At 59.8% G+C, this 19,984-nt stretch carries 19 protein-coding genes; 12 read left to right on the plus strand and 7 right to left on the minus strand.

Annotation, left to right across the window (positions count from 1 at the left end):
• Positions 1 to 147: 147 nt before the first annotated feature.
• From JZY08_RS05675 to JZY08_RS05685, 3 genes are all read right to left on the minus strand, one after another.
• The gene (locus JZY08_RS05675; RefSeq protein ID WP_003496174.1) at positions 148 to 1,077 is read right to left on the minus strand and encodes a DMT family transporter; all 930 of its coding nucleotides are present in this window, start codon (positions 1,075 to 1,077) and stop codon (positions 148 to 150) included.
• Between the two features lie 95 nt (positions 1,078 to 1,172).
• On the minus strand, positions 1,173 to 1,907 hold the full coding sequence (locus JZY08_RS05680) for an AraC family transcriptional regulator (protein ID WP_216331275.1): 735 nt from the start codon (positions 1,905 to 1,907) through the stop codon (positions 1,173 to 1,175).
• Between the two features lie 123 nt (positions 1,908 to 2,030).
• Positions 2,031 to 2,207 (minus strand): hypothetical protein, encoded by a 177-nt coding sequence (locus JZY08_RS05685; protein ID WP_003496171.1) that lies wholly within the window; start codon positions 2,205 to 2,207, stop codon positions 2,031 to 2,033.
• A gap of 268 nt (positions 2,208 to 2,475) precedes the next feature.
• Between JZY08_RS05685 and JZY08_RS05690 the strand changes: the two genes are divergently transcribed.
• Entirely contained in the window at positions 2,476 to 3,045 is a 570-nt protein-coding gene (locus JZY08_RS05690) for an AAA family ATPase (RefSeq protein WP_216331276.1), read from the plus strand.
• A gap of 9 nt (positions 3,046 to 3,054) precedes the next feature.
• Complete coding sequence (locus JZY08_RS05695) at positions 3,055 to 3,510, plus strand: type II toxin-antitoxin system RatA family toxin (protein ID WP_035242538.1); 456 nt, start codon at positions 3,055 to 3,057, stop codon at positions 3,508 to 3,510.
• On the opposite strand, the gene JZY08_RS05700 is transcribed toward JZY08_RS05695, so the two are convergent.
• Together JZY08_RS05700 and JZY08_RS05705 are read right to left on the minus strand one after the other, a co-directional pair.
• The gene (locus tag JZY08_RS05700) at positions 3,492 to 4,001 is read right to left on the minus strand and encodes a CinA family protein (protein ID WP_216331277.1); all 510 of its coding nucleotides are present in this window, start codon (positions 3,999 to 4,001) and stop codon (positions 3,492 to 3,494) included. The two genes, JZY08_RS05695 and JZY08_RS05700, sit on opposite strands and share 19 nt — an antisense overlap.
• A complete protein-coding gene (locus tag JZY08_RS05705; protein ID WP_216331278.1) occupies positions 3,998 to 5,185 on the minus strand; it encodes a bifunctional 2-C-methyl-D-erythritol 4-phosphate cytidylyltransferase/2-C-methyl-D-erythritol 2,4-cyclodiphosphate synthase in 1,188 nt (395 codons plus the stop codon). Before JZY08_RS05705 ends, JZY08_RS05700 begins: the two co-directional genes overlap by 4 nt.
• Positions 5,186 to 5,461: 276 nt before the next feature.
• Here JZY08_RS05705 and dusB point away from each other — a divergent pair, with 276 nt between their 5' ends.
• The 8 genes from dusB to hflX all read left to right on the plus strand — a co-directional run bounded on the left by dusB (position 5,462) and on the right by hflX (position 16,222).
• Complete coding sequence (dusB, locus tag JZY08_RS05710) at positions 5,462 to 6,478, plus strand: tRNA dihydrouridine synthase DusB (protein WP_216331279.1); 1,017 nt, start codon at positions 5,462 to 5,464, stop codon at positions 6,476 to 6,478.
• Positions 6,475 to 7,623, plus strand: coding sequence for a nitrogen regulation protein NR(II) (locus JZY08_RS05715; protein WP_003496156.1), 1,149 nt, complete (start codon positions 6,475 to 6,477; stop codon positions 7,621 to 7,623). Before dusB ends, JZY08_RS05715 begins: the two co-directional genes overlap by 4 nt.
• A complete protein-coding gene (gene ntrC, locus JZY08_RS05720; protein WP_003496154.1) occupies positions 7,620 to 9,071 on the plus strand; it encodes a nitrogen regulation protein NR(I) in 1,452 nt (483 codons plus the stop codon). Before JZY08_RS05715 ends, ntrC begins: the two co-directional genes overlap by 4 nt.
• A gap of 150 nt (positions 9,072 to 9,221) precedes the next feature.
• Complete coding sequence (locus tag JZY08_RS05725; RefSeq protein WP_003496152.1) at positions 9,222 to 11,483, plus strand: PAS domain-containing sensor histidine kinase; 2,262 nt, start codon at positions 9,222 to 9,224, stop codon at positions 11,481 to 11,483.
• A complete protein-coding gene (locus JZY08_RS05730) occupies positions 11,473 to 12,837 on the plus strand; it encodes a sigma-54 dependent transcriptional regulator (RefSeq protein WP_003496149.1) in 1,365 nt (454 codons plus the stop codon). The genes JZY08_RS05725 and JZY08_RS05730 overlap by 11 nt, the downstream gene beginning before the upstream one ends.
• Positions 12,838 to 12,885: 48 nt before the next feature.
• Entirely contained in the window at positions 12,886 to 14,262 is a 1,377-nt protein-coding gene (trkA, locus tag JZY08_RS05735) for a Trk system potassium transporter TrkA (RefSeq protein WP_003496147.1), read from the plus strand.
• A 184-nt stretch (positions 14,263 to 14,446) separates the two neighbouring features.
• Positions 14,447 to 14,689 carry an RNA chaperone Hfq gene (gene hfq, locus JZY08_RS05740; protein WP_003496145.1) on the plus strand — a complete coding sequence of 81 codons (243 nt, stop codon included), beginning with the start codon at positions 14,447 to 14,449 and terminating at the stop codon, positions 14,687 to 14,689.
• A gap of 108 nt (positions 14,690 to 14,797) precedes the next feature.
• Complete coding sequence (hflX, locus tag JZY08_RS05745; protein WP_216331281.1) at positions 14,798 to 16,222, plus strand: GTPase HflX; 1,425 nt, start codon at positions 14,798 to 14,800, stop codon at positions 16,220 to 16,222.
• A gap of 231 nt (positions 16,223 to 16,453) precedes the next feature.
• Here the strand turns inward: hflX and mazG are convergent, their stop codons facing one another.
• Both mazG and JZY08_RS05755 read right to left on the minus strand, forming a co-directional pair.
• Complete coding sequence (mazG, locus tag JZY08_RS05750) at positions 16,454 to 17,299, minus strand: nucleoside triphosphate pyrophosphohydrolase (RefSeq protein WP_082184676.1); 846 nt, start codon at positions 17,297 to 17,299, stop codon at positions 16,454 to 16,456.
• A gap of 63 nt (positions 17,300 to 17,362) precedes the next feature.
• The gene (locus tag JZY08_RS05755) at positions 17,363 to 17,950 is read right to left on the minus strand and encodes a deaminase (RefSeq protein ID WP_216331282.1); all 588 of its coding nucleotides are present in this window, start codon (positions 17,948 to 17,950) and stop codon (positions 17,363 to 17,365) included.
• A 262-nt stretch (positions 17,951 to 18,212) separates the two neighbouring features.
• On the opposite strand from JZY08_RS05755, the gene cysG reads away from it, so the two are divergent.
• Both cysG and JZY08_RS05765 read left to right on the plus strand, forming a co-directional pair.
• Positions 18,213 to 19,676 carry a siroheme synthase CysG gene (cysG, locus tag JZY08_RS05760; RefSeq protein ID WP_216331284.1) on the plus strand — a complete coding sequence of 488 codons (1,464 nt, stop codon included), beginning with the start codon at positions 18,213 to 18,215 and terminating at the stop codon, positions 19,674 to 19,676.
• Positions 19,669 to 19,983 (plus strand): DUF2849 domain-containing protein, encoded by a 315-nt coding sequence (locus JZY08_RS05765; RefSeq protein ID WP_082184209.1) that lies wholly within the window; start codon positions 19,669 to 19,671, stop codon positions 19,981 to 19,983. Before cysG ends, JZY08_RS05765 begins: the two co-directional genes overlap by 8 nt.
• The last annotated feature ends 1 nt before the right edge of the window (position 19,984 follow it).

Genomic DNA, 19,984 nt, shown 5'->3' on the forward strand with positions numbered 1-19,984 from the left:
ATTACTCTCCGTCGTCATCCTCGCCCTTGAGGCGAGGATCCATAAGCCGTTGAAGAGGTGGATCCTCGGGTCTAGCCCGAGGATGACGTTGAGTGTGGGGTGAGGTTTGTTGTGAAGCCTCAACCCGATTGCGGCTTTCACCTGAACTCAGACCACAGCCTTCTCCGGCCGATGCGCCCGCATGCACAATATAACGCTCAGCACCACCGAGCAGATCGCCACGACCTCGATCAGTGTGGGGCCACGGCCTTCCCATAGAAAACCGTAAAGCAGCGCAAACAGCGTTTCGAACAGGATCATCTGCCCGACCATGGTGAGCGGCAGCATGCGGCTCATGCGGTTCCAGAAGGCGTTGCCGAGAATTGAGGCGGTGAAGCCGAGACCAGCGGCGATGGCCATGAAGTGCAGCCATTCCCCTGAACTATGGCTTTCACCGCCGAAAGCGAAGGCCGGGATTGCGAGCACCAGCGCGAGCCCGCCCGTCACCACGCCCGTCATCATGTTCCAGTCATCGGCGCTCACATCATGAAGACGCGACAGCCAGCGTGCATTGCCAACCGCAAAGGCCGTCCAAGAGGCGAGCGCGCCCAGCGCACAGGCCAGTCCCATGAGGCGCGAGACATCCAGCCCCGCATCGTTTTCCGTCAGCGATTGCCAGGAAATGCCGATAATGCCGATAGCGCCGAAGGCAAGCGACGGCCACAGCCGCCTGAGCGACACCGCGCCGTGATCGCGACTGCCGATGATGGTGACGGCAACCGGCAGGAAACCGATGATGATCGAGGTGAAGGCGACACCGCTCAATTTCACCGCCGTCGATATGAAGACATAATAGGCAATGTTGCCGATCATGCTCAACCAGCCGAGCGCGATCCATTCGCGCGCGCCGAAATGGGCCGACACGCGTTTCAGGCGCGGTCCGATGATGATCAGCGAAATCAGCCCGTAGGTCAGGTAGCGGGCCGTCGACAATTGCAGGGCGGAAAAATCCGGTACGAGTTTCGGGGCAAGGAATATCCCTCCCCACAGCGCACCCGCCAATATGCCGTAAAAAACCCCGAGGCTTGTCTTGTTCATGTCATGTCACATCCGCATTCACGATTATCCGCGATGTGCCACAGCCCGTTACGGCTGTCTTGACAAAAACTCCAGAGCGAAAATGTTCGGTGGTTTCAGTGAACCCCGAAGGCCCGGCGATAGGCGGCGGGCGTTTCGCCCATCGCGTTGCGCATGGCGCGCGTCAGCGCCGTCTGGTCGGAAAAGCCGGCCTGCAAGGCGATTTCGGCAATCGGCAGCGTGGATTGGCGCAACAATGCGCAGACCTTGTCCATGCGCAACTCGGCAAGCCAGCGGTGAGGGGAGAGGCCGAACTCTTCGAGAAACAACGCATGCAGGCGGCTCTCGCTGATTGCGGCACAGGCTGCGAGCATCTCGATGGTCCAGGGGAAGAATGGTTCCGCCTTGACGACGGCAGCGAGCGCTTGCAGGCGGCGGCGGATATCGGTTTTTTCAGTCGCAAGGCTATCGACCAGCAGCGGCGCCCAAAGCCCGGCAATATCGTCGCGCGGCCCATCCGATCCAATGACGCTGCGCATATAAGCGATCAATTGCCTCGTATCCTGCGCAACATCGAGAAAAGGCGCGTGGGCGAATCGCTCAAGCGTCTGCTGTGGAACCGTGCCTTCGTCGATATCGACCACCAGCGAATGGTTGCTTGCCGTCGCTTCCTGGGTGTGCAGAGCGCCGCTATGAATGAAGACACCGCGCCCGGTGGAAAGTTCGTCCTGCCGTCCCGCCACGTCGATCTGCAGACGCCCAGACAGCGGAAGAACGATCTGCACGAAGCCGTGCCGTTCCTTCGGTCTTTCTTCCCTGTAGCTTCTGATATCGGCGGATGCGGCCATCATGACGCTGTCGTTTCCATCGTGCAAAGAAATGGCCGCATCGAAAAGCGGCCATTTTCATTTTTTGATTATGACATCGTCTTGAAGATTGGGCCAGCCGGCTTTATCGGTCAGCCTTGCTTGCGCCTAACAGTCTTCCTTGGCGGTCGATTCGCCGCGTTTGCGCTTGCGCAGAACCGGCTTGTTCTCTCTCGCTTCGCATTTCGCGACGTCGATCAGGTAGGCAAGCACGGGCATGCCGTTCATCGATGCGAGTTGCTTGGCGGATTCGAGAAGGTTGATGATGTTGGAAAAATCGTCCATCGGCTCACTCAGTGGCTCAAAGCGGTTATGGGCTCGAAGCGGTTATGTCGGGTCTGAACCCAAAGATGAATACGCAGGGCAAAATCGGGAGGTCCCGGCGCGTTTGCATCCAATGGGTGTAATATTAGTGGCAATTAAATAGCAATCCCTGCGAGGGAGTTGCAATAGTCAATTTTCCGTAACTGCCATGCGCAACCACGATATCGCTCAAGTGGGAGATATCGCATTGGCAGCACCATGTTCCAGCGGTCAGAACGAGGTTTACGCGATGCCGCACTATCTTGATAGAGCCGAAGACGCAGCAAAGATCATTGCGAGTGCAAAACGCATCATGGTTGTCGGCTGCTCGGGTGGCGGCAAGTCGACGCTTTCGCAGAAGCTCGCTGCCGCCTTCGGACTTCGCTACATTTCCATGGATCGTGAAATTTTCTGGCTGCCCGGCTGGCAGGCGCGCCCGCGTGAGGAACAGCGGCAGAGGATAGCAGCGATCATCACCGAGGAGCGCTGGCTGATGGATGGCAGCAATCCATCGTCTTTCGACATGCGGCTTCCGATATCCGACATTGTCCTCTGGGTGCGCATGCCGCGCTGGCTCTGCCTGTGGGGCGTGATCAGCCGGGCGATCAAGGGTTATGGCAAGGCGCGACCCGAAATGGCGGAGGGATGCCCCGAAAGGATTGACGTCGATTTCCTGCGCTATATCTGGAATTTCGAACGCCGCCACGCCCCGATCTTCGAGCAGAATTTCGCGCTTTTTGGGCAGGGTGTGCCGGTATTTCAGCTGAAAAGCCGAAAACAGTTTCGTCACCTTCTTGATCTTCTGCATATCGAGGATTAACTGCCGCTCATGCCACAGTTCGAAACGCATCGCCTTGTAAAACACTCACCTGACCGCATGTACGACCTCGTCGCCGATGTGGAGAAGTATCCACAGTTTCTGCCGCTTTGCGAGGCGCTGACCGTTCGCTCACGCAAGGAACGGGACGGAAAGGTGTTGCTGGTGGCGGATATGACGGTCGGCTACAAGGCCCTCCGTGAGACCTTCACCACGCAGGTGCTGCTGAACCCTGCCGAGCGCGCCATCGATGTCAAATATATCGACGGACCTTTCAAATATCTCGACAATCGCTGGCGTTTCGAAGCCACCGAAGATGGTGGTTCGGCCATTCATTTCTTCATCGACTATGAATTCAAGAACCGTCTGCTCGGTGCGGTCATGGGCTCGATGTTCGACAGGGCATTCCGCATGTTCGCGGAAGCCTTCGAAACCCGCGCCGATAAAATTTACGCGGATCCGGCTTGATCGAGGGCAATCAGCATCTCAAGCGCTGTCCTGACCGTCGCAAGACGGATTTCCGTGCGGCCAATCTCGCCGTAACGCATTTCATGATGCAGGATTTTGCCGCTGCGTGCCCTGGCGGCCAAATGCACCAGCCCCACCGGTTTATCAGCCGAACCGCCGCCCGGACCGGCAATGCCGGTTACGGCCACGGAAAAATCCGCCCGTGAACGGAACAGGGCGCCATGCGCCATCTGCAATGCGGTCTGCCGGGATACCGCGCCGAATGTCGTCAGCGTCTCTGCCCCAACCCCAAGCATGTCCATCTTGGCCTGGTTCGTATAGGTGACGAAACCGCGGTCAACGACAGCGGAAGAGCCGGCAATTTCGGTAAGCGCACCGGCGATCAGGCCGCCCGTGCAGCTTTCTGCCGTGGAGACCATGAAGCCGCCGGCGGTAAAGTCGGAAATGATCCGCCGTGCCAGCTCTTCTATATCCGCGGGAAACAGGCTCATAGCGGTCTGCCCGTGTAGACCACGGTGGCAGTGGCAATCGCTGCGATACCTTCCCGACGCCCAACAAAACCGATCGTCTCGTTGGTGGTCGCCTTGACCGAGCAGCGCTCCAGCGCGATGCCAAGCATGTCGGAAAGCGCCTCCCTCATGGCCTGCCGGTGCGGACCGATGCGCGGTGCTTCGGCAATCAGCGAAACATCGGCATTCATGATCGTGCCGCCATTGTTACGCACCACCTTGGCCGCGTGTTCGAGGAAGATGCGCGAAGCGGCACCTTTCCATTGCGGATCGGAGGGCGGGAAATGGTCGCCTATGTCGCCCGCACCGCAGGTGGCGAGCAGGGCATCCGTCAGCGCATGCAGCGCCACATCGGCATCCGAATGGCCCTTGAGTTTCTGGTCGTGCTCGATGAACACGCCGCACAGCGTCACACCGTCGCCGGGCTCCAGCTGATGCACATCGTAACCATTGCCGGTGCGCACGTCAGGCATTGCATGGGAAAGCTTTTCATCAGCCATGGCGATATCCCGCTTCAGAGTGAGTTTCACATTGTCGACCGAGCCTTCGGTCAGCGTCACGGCCAATCCCGCCCATTCGGCGATCGATGCGTCATCGGTAAAATCCGTCTTGCCCGAAGCGGCGGCAGCGCGATGCGCGGCAAGAATTTCCCCAAAGCCGAAACTCTGCGGTGTCTGCGCCGCATAAAGTCCCTGTCTGGAAACCGTTTCCACAACGAGATCGCCTGCGCCGCGCTTCAGCGTATCGGTGACGGGCAGGGCTGGCAGAACGCCGACTGCGCCCGCCCTGTGCAGGGCCACGATGCGCTCCAGCATGTCCACGGCGACGAAAGGCCGCACCGCATCCTGGATCATCACATGCGTCAGGTCCTGCGAAGCCAGCGCCTCCAGTCCGGCCAGCACCGATTGCTGGCGTGTCGCGCCGCCCGTGACGGTGACAATCCGTTCTCCGGCATTCAGCCGTTCAAGGATCGGCGACAGGAGCGCTGCGTCGTCCGCATGGATGACGACGGCGATCGGGGAGGTGTCTGCCCAGCCAAGAAAGGTCGACAATGTATGCTCGATCACGGCCTTGCCGCCGATCGGGCGATATTGTTTCGGACCTTCCTCGGGGGAGCCGGCCCTTTCGCCGCGTCCTGCGGCGACGATGACGATGCCGAGTTTCATAGTACTTTCCTGCATTGGTCTTATGCTTTGTGCGCAACCCTTAATGGTTGACAGTCCTGCTCTAGCGTTTCAAAACCCGGATGGCCAGCCCGATAAGATGCGCATTCACCCTGCATGCCGCAGGATCGCCCGTCATTGCATGTCACGAACCTGCACAATTCCCCGCCGACCGCAAAACAGGCAGGCAACCACGCAGCAAATAAAAGATGCAACCCTCTAAAAGTGCTTGGCAACTGCGCAAACACTGTCTAAAAATAATGCAAATAACCCTTCTGCATGAAAGATCATCAGTTGCCCCTTCCACAGTTGTCAGAACCGTTTAGCATCGGCTCAGTCACGATCCGTAATCGCGCGGTGCTGGCACCCATGTCAGGCGTGACGGATCTGCCGTTCCGGCAGCTTGCCTGGCGGTATGGCGCGGGCCTCGTCGTGACGGAAATGGTGGCAAGCCGCGAACTCGTCGCTAACAGGGGCGAATCCTGGGCGCGGCTGAAAAATGCCGGCATGGTTCCGCATATGGTCCAGCTTGCCGGGCGCGAAGCACACTTCATGGCTGAGGCGGCGAAGATCGCGGCCGACAATGGCGCGGGGATAATCGATATCAATATGGGCTGCCCGGCCAAGAAGGTGACGGGCGGTTATTCCGGTTCGGCTCTGATGCGCGATCCCGATCACGCCCTGTCGTTGATCGAGGCGACCGTCGGCGCGGTCGATGTGCCCGTGACGCTGAAGATGCGGCTCGGCTGGGATGAAAACACCATCAATGCGCCGGAGATCGCCCGTCGCGCCGAGGAAGCAGGCGTTCAGCTCATCACCATTCACGGCCGTACCCGCATGCAGTTTTATGAGGGACGGGCGGACTGGAACGCCATTCGCGCCGTGCGCGAGGTGATTTCAGTACCGCTGATCGCCAATGGCGATGTCGAGACCGCAGAAGATGCGCGCGAAATCCTGCGCCGGTCCGGCGCGGATGCCGTCATGGTCGGTCGCGGCGCGCAGGGCCAGCCATGGCTCCCGGCGGTGCTAGCGGGACATGCTGCGCCGCATCGCGCGGAGATTGCCGATATCGCTGTCGAACATTACGACATGATGCTGGAATTTTATGGAAGGGAAGCTGGTCTCAGGCATGCCCGCAAACATCTGGGCTGGTATCTCGACCGTTTCGCGCTCGAAATCGCTACCCCTGACAAGGTTAAAATCATGACATCGCGCGATACGGGGGAAGTGGCGGATCTGCTGCGCTCCGCCCTTTGCGACACTGCGGGCAAAGAAGCCGCAAGGAAGGCCGCATGAGCGCTGACAAACACAGCCCGGCAGATGCAAACCCGCTCGCCATGGCGGTTCTGAACGCGGTGCAGAACCCCGTCATCCTGGTGGATGCAGAAGGTTTCATCGCTTTTGCCAATTGGGAAGCCGAAGCCTTTTTCGGGGCAAGCGCCTCCCATCTCGCCCGCTACCGCGTTTCCACCTTCATTCCCTTCGGCAGCCCGCTTCTGGCGCTGATCGATCAGGTGCGGGAGCGTCGCGCGCCGGTGAACGAATATCGCGTCGATCTGAGCTCGCCGCGGCTCGGCCAGGACAAGCTGGTCGATCTTTATGTCGCGCCCGTTGTCAGCGAGCCGGGATCGGTGGTCGTCGTCTTCCAGGAAAGATCGATGGCCGACAAGATCGACCGGCAATTGACCCACCGGGCGGCGGCGCGTTCCGTCACCGGCCTCGCGTCGATGCTGGCACATGAGATCAAGAACCCGCTTTCGGGTATTCGTGGTGCCGCCCAGCTTCTGGAGACATCCGTTGCCGACGAGGATCGGGCGCTGACGCGACTGATCTGCGACGAGACCGACCGGATCGTTTCGCTGGTCGATCGCATGGAGGTGTTCTCCGACGAGCGGCCAGTGGACCGCGTGCCGGTCAACATCCATTCCGTGCTCGACCATGTGAAGGCCATCGCCAAGGCCGGTTTTGCCCGCAACATCAAGATTTCGGAAAATTACGACCCGTCGCTGCCGCCGGTCTATGCCAATCGCGACCAGCTGGTGCAGGTCTTCCTCAATCTGGTGAAGAATGCGGCGGAAGCCGTGGGCAACCAGCCGGATGGCGAAATCGTGCTGACGACGGCCTATCGTCCCGGCATGCGGCTTTCGGTTGCCGGCAGCCGTGAGCGCATCTCGCTGCCGCTCGAATTCTGCGTGCATGACAACGGCCCGGGCGTTCCGGCCGATCTCCTGCCGCATCTTTTCGATCCCTTCATCACCACCAAGACGAATGGTTCGGGCCTTGGTTTGGCGCTTGTCGCCAAGCTTATCGGCGCCCATGGCGGCATTGTCGAATGCGACAGCCAGAACCATCGCACGACCTTCCGCGTATTGATGCCCGTCTCGCCGGAAGTGGCGCTGGACGACAGCACTTTGCCGAACTCGACAGGAAATGACCCATGACAGCTACTATCCTCGTCGCCGATGATGATGCCGCAATCCGCACGGTTCTGAACCAGGCGCTGAGCCGTGCCGGTTACGACGTACGCATCACCTCCAATGCCGCAACGCTCTGGCGCTGGGTTTCGGCGGGTGAGGGCGATCTGGTGGTGACCGATGTCGTGATGCCGGATGAAAACGCCTTCGATCTTCTGCCGCGCATCAAGAAGGCGCGCCCGGACCTGCCGGTTCTGGTGATGAGCGCGCAGAACACCTTCATGACGGCGATCAAGGCCTCGGAAAAGGGTGCCTACGATTACCTGCCCAAGCCCTTCGACCTGACGGAGCTTATCGCGATCATCGGCCGTGCACTGTCGGAGCCGAAGCGCAAGCCCGCCAAGCTTGACGACGACATGCAGGATGGCATGCCGCTTGTCGGCCGCTCGGCGGCGATGCAGGAGATCTATCGCGTTCTGGCCCGTCTGATGCAGACCGATCTGACGCTGATGATCACCGGCGAATCCGGCACCGGCAAAGAGTTGGTGGCGCGGGCGCTGCATGATTACGGCAAGCGCCGCAATGGCCCCTTCGTCGCCATCAACATGGCGGCTATCCCGCGCGATCTGATCGAATCGGAACTTTTCGGCCATGAGAAGGGTGCCTTCACGGGTGCGCAGAACCGCTCGACCGGCCGTTTCGAGCAGGCCGAGGGCGGCACGCTGTTTCTCGACGAAATCGGCGATATGCCGATGGACGCCCAGACGCGCCTGCTGCGCGTGTTGCAGCAGGGCGAATATACGACAGTGGGCGGGCGCACGCCGATCCGCACCGATGTTCGCATCGTCGCCGCCACCAACAAGGACTTGAAGCAGTCCATCAACCAGGGTCTTTTCCGCGAAGATCTCTATTATCGCCTGAACGTGGTGCCGCTCCGGCTGCCGCCGCTGCGCGACCGGGCCGAAGATATTCCCGATCTTGTGCGCCATTTCATCCAGACGGGTGAGAAGGAGGGTCTGGAAGGCAAGCGTTTCGAGACCGAGGCGCTGGAGGTCATGAAGGCCTATGCCTGGCCGGGCAACGTGCGCGAACTGGAAAATCTGATCCGCCGGCTGATGGCGCTTTATCCGCAGGAAGTCATCACCCGCGAGATCATCGAGCAGGAATTGCAATCGGATGTTCCAGATAGCCCGCTCGACAAGATGGCCGTCCGTACCGGCTCGCTCAGCATTTCGCAGGCGGTCGAGGAAAACATGCGGGATTATTTCGCAAGTTTTGGTGATGGCCTGCCGCCGCCCGGTCTTTACGACCGCGTGCTGCGCGAGCTGGAATATCCATTGATCCTCGCCGCCCTGACTGCGACACGCGGCAACCAGATCAAGGCTGCCGATCTTCTTGGCCTCAACCGCAATACGCTGCGCAAGAAAATCCGCGAGCTTGGCGTTTCCGTCTATCGCAGTTCCCGTCCAAGCTGAGAATGTTGACAAGGCCGCATTTGTCGTTGCATTTTCGCCACATTGTGTTGCTTGGAAAACACTAGAAGGGAGAGAGATTCGCCAATTTGCAGCGAGCCTCACCTGACTTTGGAAATGTGGTGCTGGCTGGCCAGCGATTGGGAGTAGTGCATGCGGAAACCCGCCGCCGAAAACACCGTTGCCGACGACGCAGCGGGAATGGTGGTTGCCGATCGCAGGATGTCTTTCGCTCTGCCGGGGCTGGTGCTCGCCGGCATTGCTCTTGTTTGCGCTATTGTGACACTTTTCGTACTGCTGGGCGTCACGCCCATTGCACCGACATCGAATGTCGTCATCGCCTCGGTGGTTATCAATTCGATCTTCGTGATCGGGCTGATCTTTCTCATTGGCCGGGAAATCAACCGCCTGCTGAAGGCGCGCAAAAAGGGCAGGGCAGCGGCGCGATTGCATGTGCGCATCGTCGTGCTTTTCTCCATCGTGGCGATTACGCCCGCCGTCCTCGTCGCCATCTTCGCCAGTCTGACGCTGAATGTCGGTCTCGACCGCTGGTTTGCGCTGCGCACCCAGTCGATCGTGGATTCTTCCAGCAATATTGCCCAGGCCTATATGATGGAGAATGCCGGTTATCTTCAGGGCCAGACCCTGTCGATGGCCACCGACCTTGATCGCAACCGCGCGCTTTTCTATCTCGATCGCACCGGTTTCGTTGATCTCATGACCCGCCAGGCCAAGGGCCGAGGCCTGCTTGGCGCGTTTCTTGTGCAGGAGGACGGTGACGCCGTCGCGCAGGCCGACATCAAGACGGAAAAGCCGCTTCCAGCCATTCCGCATGATGCGCTTGAAAAGGCCGCCGCCGGCCAACCAACCCTTATTCCGCCTGGTATCACCAACCTCGTCGGCGCCATCATCAAGCTCGAAGGCATCAGCGGCACCTTCCTTTACACCGTGCGCGCCGTCGATCCCAAGGTGATGGGCGCGATGCGGCTGATGGAAGAGAACCGTGCCGAATACAAGGCAATGGAGGCGGGCCGTGCGCCGCTGCAGATCGCCTTTGCAATCCTTTATCTCGGTTTCGCGCTGATCGTGCTTCTCGCCGCCATCTGGACGGCGATTGCTGTCGCCGACCGTATCGTGCGCCCGATCCGCCTTCTCATCAGCGCCGCCGACAGTGTCGCCACCGGCAACATGCATGTGCTGGTTCCCGTGCGCGCCGTCGACGGCGACGTCGGCCGCCTGTCGCGGACCTTCAACAAGATGGTTTCGGAACTGCGCAGCCAGCAGGAGCAGATCATCGAGGCAAAGGACGATATCGACGACCGCCGCCGCTTCATCGAAGCCGTGCTATCGGGTGTCACCGCCGCCGTTATCGGTGTTGATGAAAACCGCAGGATCACTATCGTCAATCCCTCAGGAGAAGAGTTCCTGGCGCAGACCTCCGAGCAGCTGATCGGCGCGCAGCTTTCGGAGATCGCGCCTGAAATCGAACAGGTGGTGACCGAGGCCAATACCTGGGCACGGGGCAACTTCCGCAAGCAGATCAACATTATGCGGCGCGGCAAGGAACGGACACTCAATGTCCAGGTGACCCGCGAGGATGCCCGTGATAGCCGCGATAGCTACGTCATCACGCTCGACGATATCACCGATCTCGTCATCGCCCAGCGCTCGACGGCATGGTCGGACGTCGCGCGGCGCATTGCTCACGAGATCAAGAACCCGCTGACGCCGATCCAGCTTTCCGCCGAACGCATCAAGCGCCGTTTCGGCAAGCAGATCGATGAGAGCGACCGCGCCATTTTCGATCAGTGTACGGACACCATCGTCCGGCAGGTCGGTGATATCGGCCGGATGGTGGATGAATTCTCGGCCTTTGCGCGCATGCCGAAGCCGACGAAGGAGAAGTCGGACTTGCGTTCGATTTTGAAGGACGCGGCATTCTTGCGCGAAATCAGCGCAGCCGACACGAAATTCTCAACGGAGCTGGGCGATATCCCGCTGGAGGGCATGTTCGATGCCCGCATGCTGGGGCAGGCCTTCGGCAATCTCATCAAGAACGCGACGGAAGCCATCGAGGCGGTGGAAGGCGAAAAGCGGCCGGGCAAGATTCTGGTGCGCGCATCCTTCGACGAGGCCAATTCCCGTTTTGTGGCTGATATCATCGACAATGGCCGCGGCCTTCCCGTCGAGAACCGCCACCGCATTCTCGAACCCTATATGACGATGCGGGACAAGGGCACGGGCCTCGGCCTCGCCATCGTCAAGAAGATCATCGAAGAGCATGGCGGGTATCTTGAACTTCACGATGCCCCGCCGGAGTTCGACCATGGCCATGGCGCCATGATCCGAGTGCTGCTGCCCTATATCGAGGCGGTCGGCGGCGAAAATAACAAGGAAGCAGCATATGGCGTCTGATATTCTGGTCGTGGATGACGAGGCGGACATTCGCGAAATCGTAGCGGGCATTCTCTCCGATGAGGGCCACGAGACGCGCATGGCGTTCGACAGCGACAGTGCGCTGGCCGCAATTTCGGAGCGCGTGCCGCGCCTGATCTTTCTCGACATCTGGATGCAGGGCTCAAAGCTCGACGGTCTGGCGTTGCTCGATGAGATCAAGAGCCGCCATCCCGAAATTCCGGTTGTCATGATTTCCGGTCACGGCAACATCGAAACCGCCGTCAACGCCATCAAGCGCGGCGCCTTCGATTTCATCGAAAAGCCCTTCAAGGCCGACCGCCTGATCCTGATCGCCGAGCGGGCGCTGGAAAACTCCAAGCTGAAGCGCGAGGTTCAGGAACTCAAGAAGCGCACCGGCGATGCCGTTGAACTCGTCGGCGCGTCACTTGCAGTTTCCCAGCTTCGCCAGACCATCGACAGGGTAGCCCCCACCAACAGCCGCATCATGATCCTCGGGCCGTCCGGTTCCGGCAAGGAGCTGGTCGCGCGCATGGTGCACAAGAAATCCTCGCGCGCCACCGGACCCTTCGTGGCCCTGAACGCCGCGACGATCACCCCGGACCGCATGGAGATCGCGCTCTTCGGCACGGAAGGCCTGCCCGGACAGCCACGCAAGGTGGGCGCTCTGGAAGAGGCCCATCGCGGCGTTCTTTATCTCGACGAAGTCGGCGAGATGCCACGCGAGACGCAGAACAAGATCCTGCGCGTTTTGGTCGATCAGCAGTTCGAGCGCGTCGGTGGCGGCAAGCGGGTGAAGGTGGATGTGCGCATCATTTCCTCGACCGCCCACCACCTTGAAAGCCTGATCGCCGAAGGCCAGTTCCGCGAGGATCTCTATCACCGTCTCGCCGTCGTGCCGGTGAAGGTGCCGGCGCTGTCCGAGCGGCGCGAGGATATTCCTTTCCTCGTTGACATGTTCATGCGGCAGATTTCCGAACAGGCCGGCATCCGCCCGCGCAAGATCGGCGACGATGCCATGGCGGTTCTCCAGACGCATGACTGGCCGGGCAATATCCGCCAGCTCCGCAACAATATCGAACGGCTGATGATCCTCGCGCGTCCCGAGGGCGGCGAGGCGCCCATCTCGGCCGACATGCTGCCGGCCGATATTGGCGACATGCTGCCGAAGATTTCGGCGCAGGGCGACCAGCACATCATGACCCTGCCGCTGCGCGAAGCCCGCGAAATGTTCGAACGTGACTATCTGGTCGCCCAGATCAACCGCTTCGGTGGCAATATTTCGCGCACGGCGGAATTTGTCGGCATGGAAAGATCAGCACTGCATCGCAAACTGAAATCTCTCGGGGTATAAGAAACCAAGGCGCATCGCCGTAACCGATTATTCCGTCAGAGAGACAGCATGAAAGTCATCATTTGCGGCGCAGGGCAGGTGGGTTACGGCATTGCCGAACAATTGTCGCGTGAGGATAATGAGGTATCGGTCATCGATACCGCCGCGCCGCTCATTACCGCCATCACCGAGACGCTGGATGTGCGAGGTTATGTCGGCCACGGCGCGCATCCCGACATGCTGGCGAAAGCGGGTGCCGACCAGGCCGACATGATCATCGCCGTGACCCTGCATGACGAGATCAACATCGTCGCCTGCGAGGTGGCGCATGCGCTCTTCAGCGTTCCGACCAAGATTGCCCGCATCCGCGACCAGAGCTATCTGAAGCCGGAATATGCCGATCTCTTCAGCCGCGAGAACATGTCGATCGACGTCACGATTTCCCCGGAAGTCGAAGTCGGCAAGATGGTGCTGCGCCGCATCGCCTTTCCGGGCGCCACCGATGTCGTGCGTTTCGCCGACGATACGATATTCATGCTGGCGATCGAATGCATGGAGGACTGCCCAGTCATCAACACGCCGCTGCAGCAGCTCTCCAACCTGTTTCCGGACCTGATCGCGACGGTGGTGGGCGTTTACCGCAACGGCATCCTCAAGGTCGCGCATTCCTCCGAGCAACTGCGGGTCGGTGACCTTGCCTATGTTATCTGTCAGCGCCAGCATGCCCGACGCACCTTGAGCCTCTTCGGCCATGAGGAACAGGAGGCGCAGCGCATCGTGATCGCGGGTGCCGGCAATATCGGCCACTTCGTTGCCCGCAAGATCGAGGAGTTGCAGCCGAAGACGCGGGTAAAGATCATCGAGGCGGATCGCGACAGGGCGATTGCCGCATCGGAACAGCTCAGCAATACCATCGTCATGCATGGTTCGGCGCTTGATCAGAAAATTCTGATGCAGGCCGATATTCAGGATGCAGATCTGATCGTGACGCTCACCAATAACGACCAGACCAATATTCTGGCAGCGGTGATGGCCAAGCAGCTCGGCTGCAAATCCAACCTCGCCCTGCTGAACAGCTCGTCCTTCCATGAGGTTGCGGCTTCACTCGGTCTCGATGCCTATATCAACCCCCGGGCCGTCACCATTTCACGCGTGCTCCAGCACGTGCGCAAGGGACGCATCCGTTCGGTTTACGCCGTCCAGCGCGGGTCGGCGGAGGTGATCGAGGCGGAGGCGCTGGAGACATCGCCGCTGGTGGGGCAGTCCTTCCGTGATATCGACATGCCTGATGGCGTGCGCATCGGCGCGATCTATCGCGACGGTGTGGTGATCCGCCCGGACGGCAGCACGAAAATCAAGGCGAAGGACCGTGTCGTGCTGTTTGCATCCGCCGATGCGGTGCGCGACGTGGAACAACTTTTCCGTGTTTCGATACAATATTTCTGACTGTCCCGAATTGAACATGCGGGTCAATACTCGTACTCATTCGGCTGTTTTGACCGTTGCGGAACGGAACATGATTTGATACCAGAGTTTGAGGTCGGCGAAGCGGGGGACAAGACTTGGCCGGCTTATTATTGATGGATTATTTTCCGGTATCCCTGCCGGCAAAAAAGAAAGAAGCGGCGCCATGGCGGAACGTTCTCAAAACCTTCAGGATCTCTTCCTCAATACCGTTCGTAAGCAAAAGATCTCGCTCACGATTTTTCTGATCAACGGCGTCAAGCTGACCGGCGTTGTCACCTCCTTCGACAATTTCTGCGTGCTTTTGCGCCGTGACGGTCATTCGCAGCTGGTCTACAAGCATGCGATCTCCACCATCATGCCCGGCCAGCCGATGCAGATGTTCGAGAGCGAAGAAGGCGCAGCCTGATCAGGCTCCTGCGACGGTATCTTCAACATAAGCTGACCCGGACCGGGAACATTTCCGGTCTCGTCAGGTTTATTCCCAAGGCCGTCCGCGCGGATGCGGTCGGCCGCAATGTTCTTTCTGGATAAGGCTGAGCCCATTTCGACGCGAGACACCTCGAACGAATCGATCATTCCGGAGCAGGAGAAGCGCCGCGACGACATGCGCGCCGTGGTTCTCGTACCGGTTCTCAAGCAGCAACGCGAAAGCCGCGACGCGGCGGCAGCCCCGGCTACCGCCAGCCGGTCTGTAGAAGCAAAACTTGAGGAAGCAAAGGGTCTGGCGCTCGCCATCGACCTGGAGGTCACTCAAGGCCTGATCGTGCCGGTCAACCAGCCGCGCCCCGCAACGCTCTTTGGAACCGGCAAGATCGAGGAAATCGGCCATCTTCTGGATGAGACGGATTCCGGCCTCGTGATCGTTGATCATCCCCTGACGCCGGTGCAGCAGCGCAATCTCGAAAAACAGTGGAATTGCAAGGTCATCGACCGCACGGGTCTGATCCTCGAAATCTTCGGCCGCCGCGCCTCCACCAAGGAAGGTACGCTGCAGGTCGATCTTGCGCATCTGAATTACCAGAAGGGCCGCCTCGTCAGAAGCTGGACCCACCTTGAACGCCAGCGCGGTGGTGCAGGCTTCATGGGCGGTCCGGGTGAAACGCAGATCGAGGCCGACAGACGCTTGTTGCAGGATCGCATCGTCAAGCTTGAGAAGGAGCTTGAGCAGGTGGTTCGCACCCGCCAGCTTCACCGCGCCAAGCGCCGCAAGGTGCCGCATCCGATCGTAGCACTTGTCGGTTACACCAACGCCGGCAAATCCACGCTGTTCAACCGCATCACGGGTGCTGGCGTTCTGGCCGAGGACATGCTGTTCGCTACGCTTGATCCGACATTGCGCCGCATGAAGCTGCCGCATGGCCGCACGGTCATCCTGTCCGATACGGTGGGCTTCATCTCCGATCTGCCGACGCATCTTGTCGCCGCTTTCCGTGCAACGCTGGAAGAGGTGCTCGAAGCCGATCTCGTTCTGCATGTGCGCGACATGTCCGATCCTGACAATGCCGCCCAGTCGGCCGACGTGCTGCGCATTCTCGGCGATCTCGGCATTGACGAGAAGGAAGCCGAAAAGCGTATCATCGAGGTGTGGAACAAGGTTGACCGTCTCGAGCCGGAAGCGCATGACGCCATCATCGAGCGCGCCGAAGGCCGCTCCAACATCCGCGCCGTTTCTGCCGTCACGGGCGAGGGCGTCGATGCCCTGATGGACGAGATTTCGGCGCGTCTGTCCGGCGTCCTGACGGAAACGACCGTTGTCCTCTCCGTCGAGCAATTGCCGCTGATCTCCTGGGTCTACAGCAACTCTATCGTCGATAACCGTGAAGACCATGAGGACGGCTCGGTTGCGCTGGATGTACGCCTATCGGAAGCGCAGGCCTCCGAACTGGAACGGAAACTTGGCAAGGCGACCATCCGCGAGCGCGAAGACTGGGAGAAGTAAGCGCTCCTCGCATTGTCCCAAACTCTTCCCGTCATGCCTGACTTGATCCGGCATCCAGCCACGGCGCGTCTGCGCCGTGAGGAATGAGTCTTTTGCGATCAAAGACTTGATCGCGCTGGACCCCGGACTAAATCCGGGGTGACGGTTGCGGATGCTGCGCTGCTGCCAGATGCATTCCCCAATCATAAGGGAGGTGCTGTGCCTTCCCGGGTTCACTGCATATCCCACTGATCAGCACGAGACCGTATCGAGCGACCGTTCGATGCGTTTTGCCGCCTGCCACAGGTCTTCCATTCTCTCAAGGCTCGCTTCTTCAAGCGTCTCGCCGTTTTCGGTGAGCGACGTTTCGATGTGATTGAAACGCCTGCGGAATTTCGTATTGGTGCCCCGAAGCGCATTTTCCGGATCGGCCTTGACGTGGCGGCCGATATTGACCAGCGCGAAAATGAGATCGCCGAGTTCGTCCGAGACCTTCTCCGGCTTTCCCTCCGCCAGCGCCTCACGCAGTTCGGCGATTTCCTCCTCGATCTTGTCGAGAATGGGAGCGGGATCCGACCAGTCGAAACCGGCGCGCGCGGCCTGTTCCTGCAGCTTCAGGGCCTCAGTGAGCGCCGGCTGGCTGCGCTGCACGCCGCCCAGAAAACCAGCCTTGAAATCCTCGGTAATACCCCGGCGCGCACGGCGCTCCCCACGCTCGCGTTTTTCCTCGGCCTTGATCTTGTCCCATTGCAGCTTGACGCTGTCAGGCGTATCGGCATCGGACACGGCAAAGACATGCGGATGGCGGCGGATCATCTTTGAGGTGACGGCCTCAACCACGTCGCCAAAGGCGAATTCGCCCCGTTCCTCGGCAATGCGGGAGTGGAAGACCACCTGCAGCAACAGGTCACCCAGCTCATCGCAAAGATCGTCCATATCCTTGCGCTCGATGGCGTCGGCGACTTCGTAGGCCTCTTCGATCGTATAGGGCTTGATCGTCTCGAAGGTCTGGACGACATCCCAGGGGCAACCGGTTTCGGGCTGGCGCAGGGCTTGCATGATCTCGATCAGGCGGGAAATATCCTTCGAGGCTTCCATATGTCTCAAACCTTCATTCTTTGTTTTCATGCTTTTCCAGAGGGAAAACCGTCTGGAAAAGCTCTAGTTCAGCGGAATATCGTTGCTGCTCTTCGATGACTGATAGTTGGTGGACAGATCGTCATAGGAGGACTTGATCCGGGCTGTCTGCGCCTTCAGCGCGGTTTTCAGTGGATCGTCTTCGCTCTCCACCAGATCGGCGATGAAGAAAGAGTTCCAGAAGGCGTTGTTGCGGCGATATCCGCCCGGCTCCAGCCCGAAAACTTCCTTCAGAATTTTAAGATCGTGCGGGATCGCGAAAGCATCGCGGGAATCCTCGTGGCTGAAGAAGGAATAGAAATTGTCGAAACCGGCCCAGGTGATGGCGGACATGCACATGGTGCAGGGTTCATGGGTCGAAAGGAAAATCAGCTCCTTCGTGTTCGGCTTTTCGCCCAGCTCGTAAAACCGCTTCAGCGTGTGCACTTCGCCGTGCCAGAGCGGGTTTTCGAGCTCGTTATTCGTCTCCGCGATCACCAGCGACAGGTCGGATTTGCGCAGGATAGCCGCACCGAAAACCTTGTTGCCGAGGCTGACGCCGCGCGCCGTCAAGGGCAGGATATCGTGTTCGATGACATCGAGAAGACGGGCGGCGATGCTGGAGCTTGTCAAGGGTCTGATCCTTCGTCCCGCCTTAGGGAAAAGCGGTTTTTGCTTGGAGAAAACGACGAAAATTGTCTCTCCTTGTTCGGCGCGAGCACTTCGTTTGTCAAGGGATTCTCACGGGATTTCGAGGCCTTTGACTGAGCCGTAACAGAGGTGACGGTTTGTTTTCCTCCAAAACGGGGGTCTTCGAGAAATAAAAATCCAGGTGTCGGAAAGGCTTGAATTTCTGTTTCTTCAATCTTGTGCGGCAATGCGGGATAAATGCCCGATGCACAACGAACATGATTTTTCCGCCGTCGGCGACCGCCTTTCGACCTTCCCCGCTTTCTTCCGGGTTGAGGGCAGGCAGGTGGCTGTTTTCGGAAATGGTGACGAGGCTTTCGCAAAGGTCAGGCTTCTTGCCAACACCAATGCGCATATCGTCGCCTATGCCGATGAGCCGGAAGAGGATTTCGCGCGCTATCTGCGTGACAAAGGCATTGATCATCGGGCGCTTGGCTTTTCCAGCCGGCTGATCGATGGCGCAACGCTGGTTTTTGCCGCAACGGGCGACGACGTGCTGGACCGCGAGATTGTCTCAGCCGCGCGCGCAAAGAAAATCCCTGCCAATGCGGTGGATCAGCCGGAATTCTGCGATTTCTTCACGCCGGCACTCGTCGCCCGTGCGCCTGTCGCCATCGCGATCGGCACCGAAGGCGCAGGGCCGGTTCTTGCCCAGATGATCCGTGCACGCATCGATCAGATGCTGTCACCGTCGCTCGGCAAGCTTGCCCGCCTTGCCGTGCAATATCGTGACGCGGCCGAGCAGAATGTCCCCAAGGGTGCCTTGCGGCGCAATTTCTGGCGTCGGTTTTTCTCCGGTCAGGTCGCGGATGCGGTCGCTCTAGGCGATACATCCTCGGCTCGTGAGGCCGCTGACCGGTTGCTGCAATCGCCCGAACGCAGCGAAGGACGCGTCTGGCTTGTCGGTGCTGGCCCGGGTGTGGAAGATTTGCTGACGCTGCGTGCGCAGCGTGTTCTGATGGAAGCCGACGTCATTGTTTATGATGCGCTGGTGCCGCAGGCAATCGTCGATATGGGCCGCCGCGACGCCGAGCGGCTGTCCGTCGGCAAGCGCAAGGGTTGCCACAGCAAGTCGCAGGACGAGATCAACCGCCTGCTGGTACGCTTGGGCAAAGATGGCAGGCGCGTCGTGCGTCTCAAATCCGGTGATCCGCTGGTCTATGGCCGCGCAGGCGAGGAAATGGCGGCGCTGCGCGATGCTGGTATCGGTTACGAGATCGTTCCGGGCATTACGTCGGCTTTCGCCGCCGCTGCGGATTTCGAATTGCCGTTGACGCTGCGCGGTGTCGCTTCGTCACTGATTTTCACCACCGGCCACGACCTGACCGGCGATGTCCTGCCGGACTGGGCGCGGCTTGCCGTCTCCGGTGCGACGATTGCCGTCTATATGGGCCGCAGCGTTGCAGCGTCGGTCGCGACAAGGCTGATCGAGGCTGGTCTCGGCGTGGAAACGACGGTGGCCGTCATCGAAAATGCCAGCCGCGCGGATCGCCGCCTGCTGCATGGCACATTGAACGATCTGCCCGACCTCGAATATCGCGATGAGCTGACCGGCCCGGTCATGGTCATCATCGGCGATGCGGTGGCGGGCGCCAATTTCGACAGATCCGAGGCGCTTGCGCTTGCTGTGAAGCCGGCGAGCCTCAAAAGGGAGTATGCAAATGGTTGACAAGGTTTTGACCGCCAACCGTCTGGGCGATGGCATCGCCGTCTGGCTCGACGCCAATGGCGAATGGACGGAGAACCTGCAGGGGGCAATCGTGGCCCGCCATGCGGAGGCCGTCGCCTCGTTCGAAGAAATCGGCAAGCGCGATTTCTCCGCCAATAAGGTCGTTGACGTCGCCATCGTCGATGTCGTGGAGGAGAATGGCAAGCTCTGGCCGACGCGGCTTCGCGAGCGCATTCGCGCCGCTGGCCCCACCATGCACTATGCCGCCGGTTACAAGCCGGCCGATGCAGCATTCATCGCAGTCTGAG

Source organism: Rhizobium sp. X9 (assembly GCF_018873185.1).
In the GTDB taxonomy this organism is placed as follows: Bacteria; Pseudomonadota; Alphaproteobacteria; order Rhizobiales; family Rhizobiaceae; genus Agrobacterium; species Agrobacterium oryzihabitans.

Coding starts and splice junctions, on each gene's coding strand:
- JZY08_RS05675 (WP_003496174.1), bottom strand. CDS start 1,077: ATGAACAAGACAAGCCTCGGGGTTTTTTACGGCATATTGGCGGGTGCG.
- JZY08_RS05680 (WP_216331275.1), bottom strand. CDS start 1,907: ATGATGGCCGCATCCGCCGATATCAGAAGCTACAGGGAAGAAAGACCG.
- JZY08_RS05685 (WP_003496171.1), bottom strand. CDS start 2,207: ATGGACGATTTTTCCAACATCATCAACCTTCTCGAATCCGCCAAGCAA.
- JZY08_RS05690 (WP_216331276.1), top strand. CDS start 2,476: ATGCCGCACTATCTTGATAGAGCCGAAGACGCAGCAAAGATCATTGCG.
- JZY08_RS05695 (WP_035242538.1), top strand. CDS start 3,055: ATGCCACAGTTCGAAACGCATCGCCTTGTAAAACACTCACCTGACCGC.
- JZY08_RS05700 (WP_216331277.1), bottom strand. CDS start 4,001: ATGAGCCTGTTTCCCGCGGATATAGAAGAGCTGGCACGGCGGATCATT.
- JZY08_RS05705 (WP_216331278.1), bottom strand. CDS start 5,185: ATGAAACTCGGCATCGTCATCGTCGCCGCAGGACGCGGCGAAAGGGCC.
- dusB (WP_216331279.1), top strand. CDS start 5,462: ATGAAAGATCATCAGTTGCCCCTTCCACAGTTGTCAGAACCGTTTAGC.
- JZY08_RS05715 (WP_003496156.1), top strand. CDS start 6,475: ATGAGCGCTGACAAACACAGCCCGGCAGATGCAAACCCGCTCGCCATG.
- ntrC (WP_003496154.1), top strand. CDS start 7,620: ATGACAGCTACTATCCTCGTCGCCGATGATGATGCCGCAATCCGCACG.
- JZY08_RS05725 (WP_003496152.1), top strand. CDS start 9,222: ATGCGGAAACCCGCCGCCGAAAACACCGTTGCCGACGACGCAGCGGGA.
- JZY08_RS05730 (WP_003496149.1), top strand. CDS start 11,473: ATGGCGTCTGATATTCTGGTCGTGGATGACGAGGCGGACATTCGCGAA.
- trkA (WP_003496147.1), top strand. CDS start 12,886: ATGAAAGTCATCATTTGCGGCGCAGGGCAGGTGGGTTACGGCATTGCC.
- hfq (WP_003496145.1), top strand. CDS start 14,447: ATGGCGGAACGTTCTCAAAACCTTCAGGATCTCTTCCTCAATACCGTT.
- hflX (WP_216331281.1), top strand. CDS start 14,798: ATGTTCTTTCTGGATAAGGCTGAGCCCATTTCGACGCGAGACACCTCG.
- mazG (WP_082184676.1), bottom strand. CDS start 17,299: ATGGAAGCCTCGAAGGATATTTCCCGCCTGATCGAGATCATGCAAGCC.
- cysG (WP_216331284.1), top strand. CDS start 18,213: ATGCACAACGAACATGATTTTTCCGCCGTCGGCGACCGCCTTTCGACC.
- JZY08_RS05765 (WP_082184209.1), top strand. CDS start 19,669: ATGGTTGACAAGGTTTTGACCGCCAACCGTCTGGGCGATGGCATCGCC.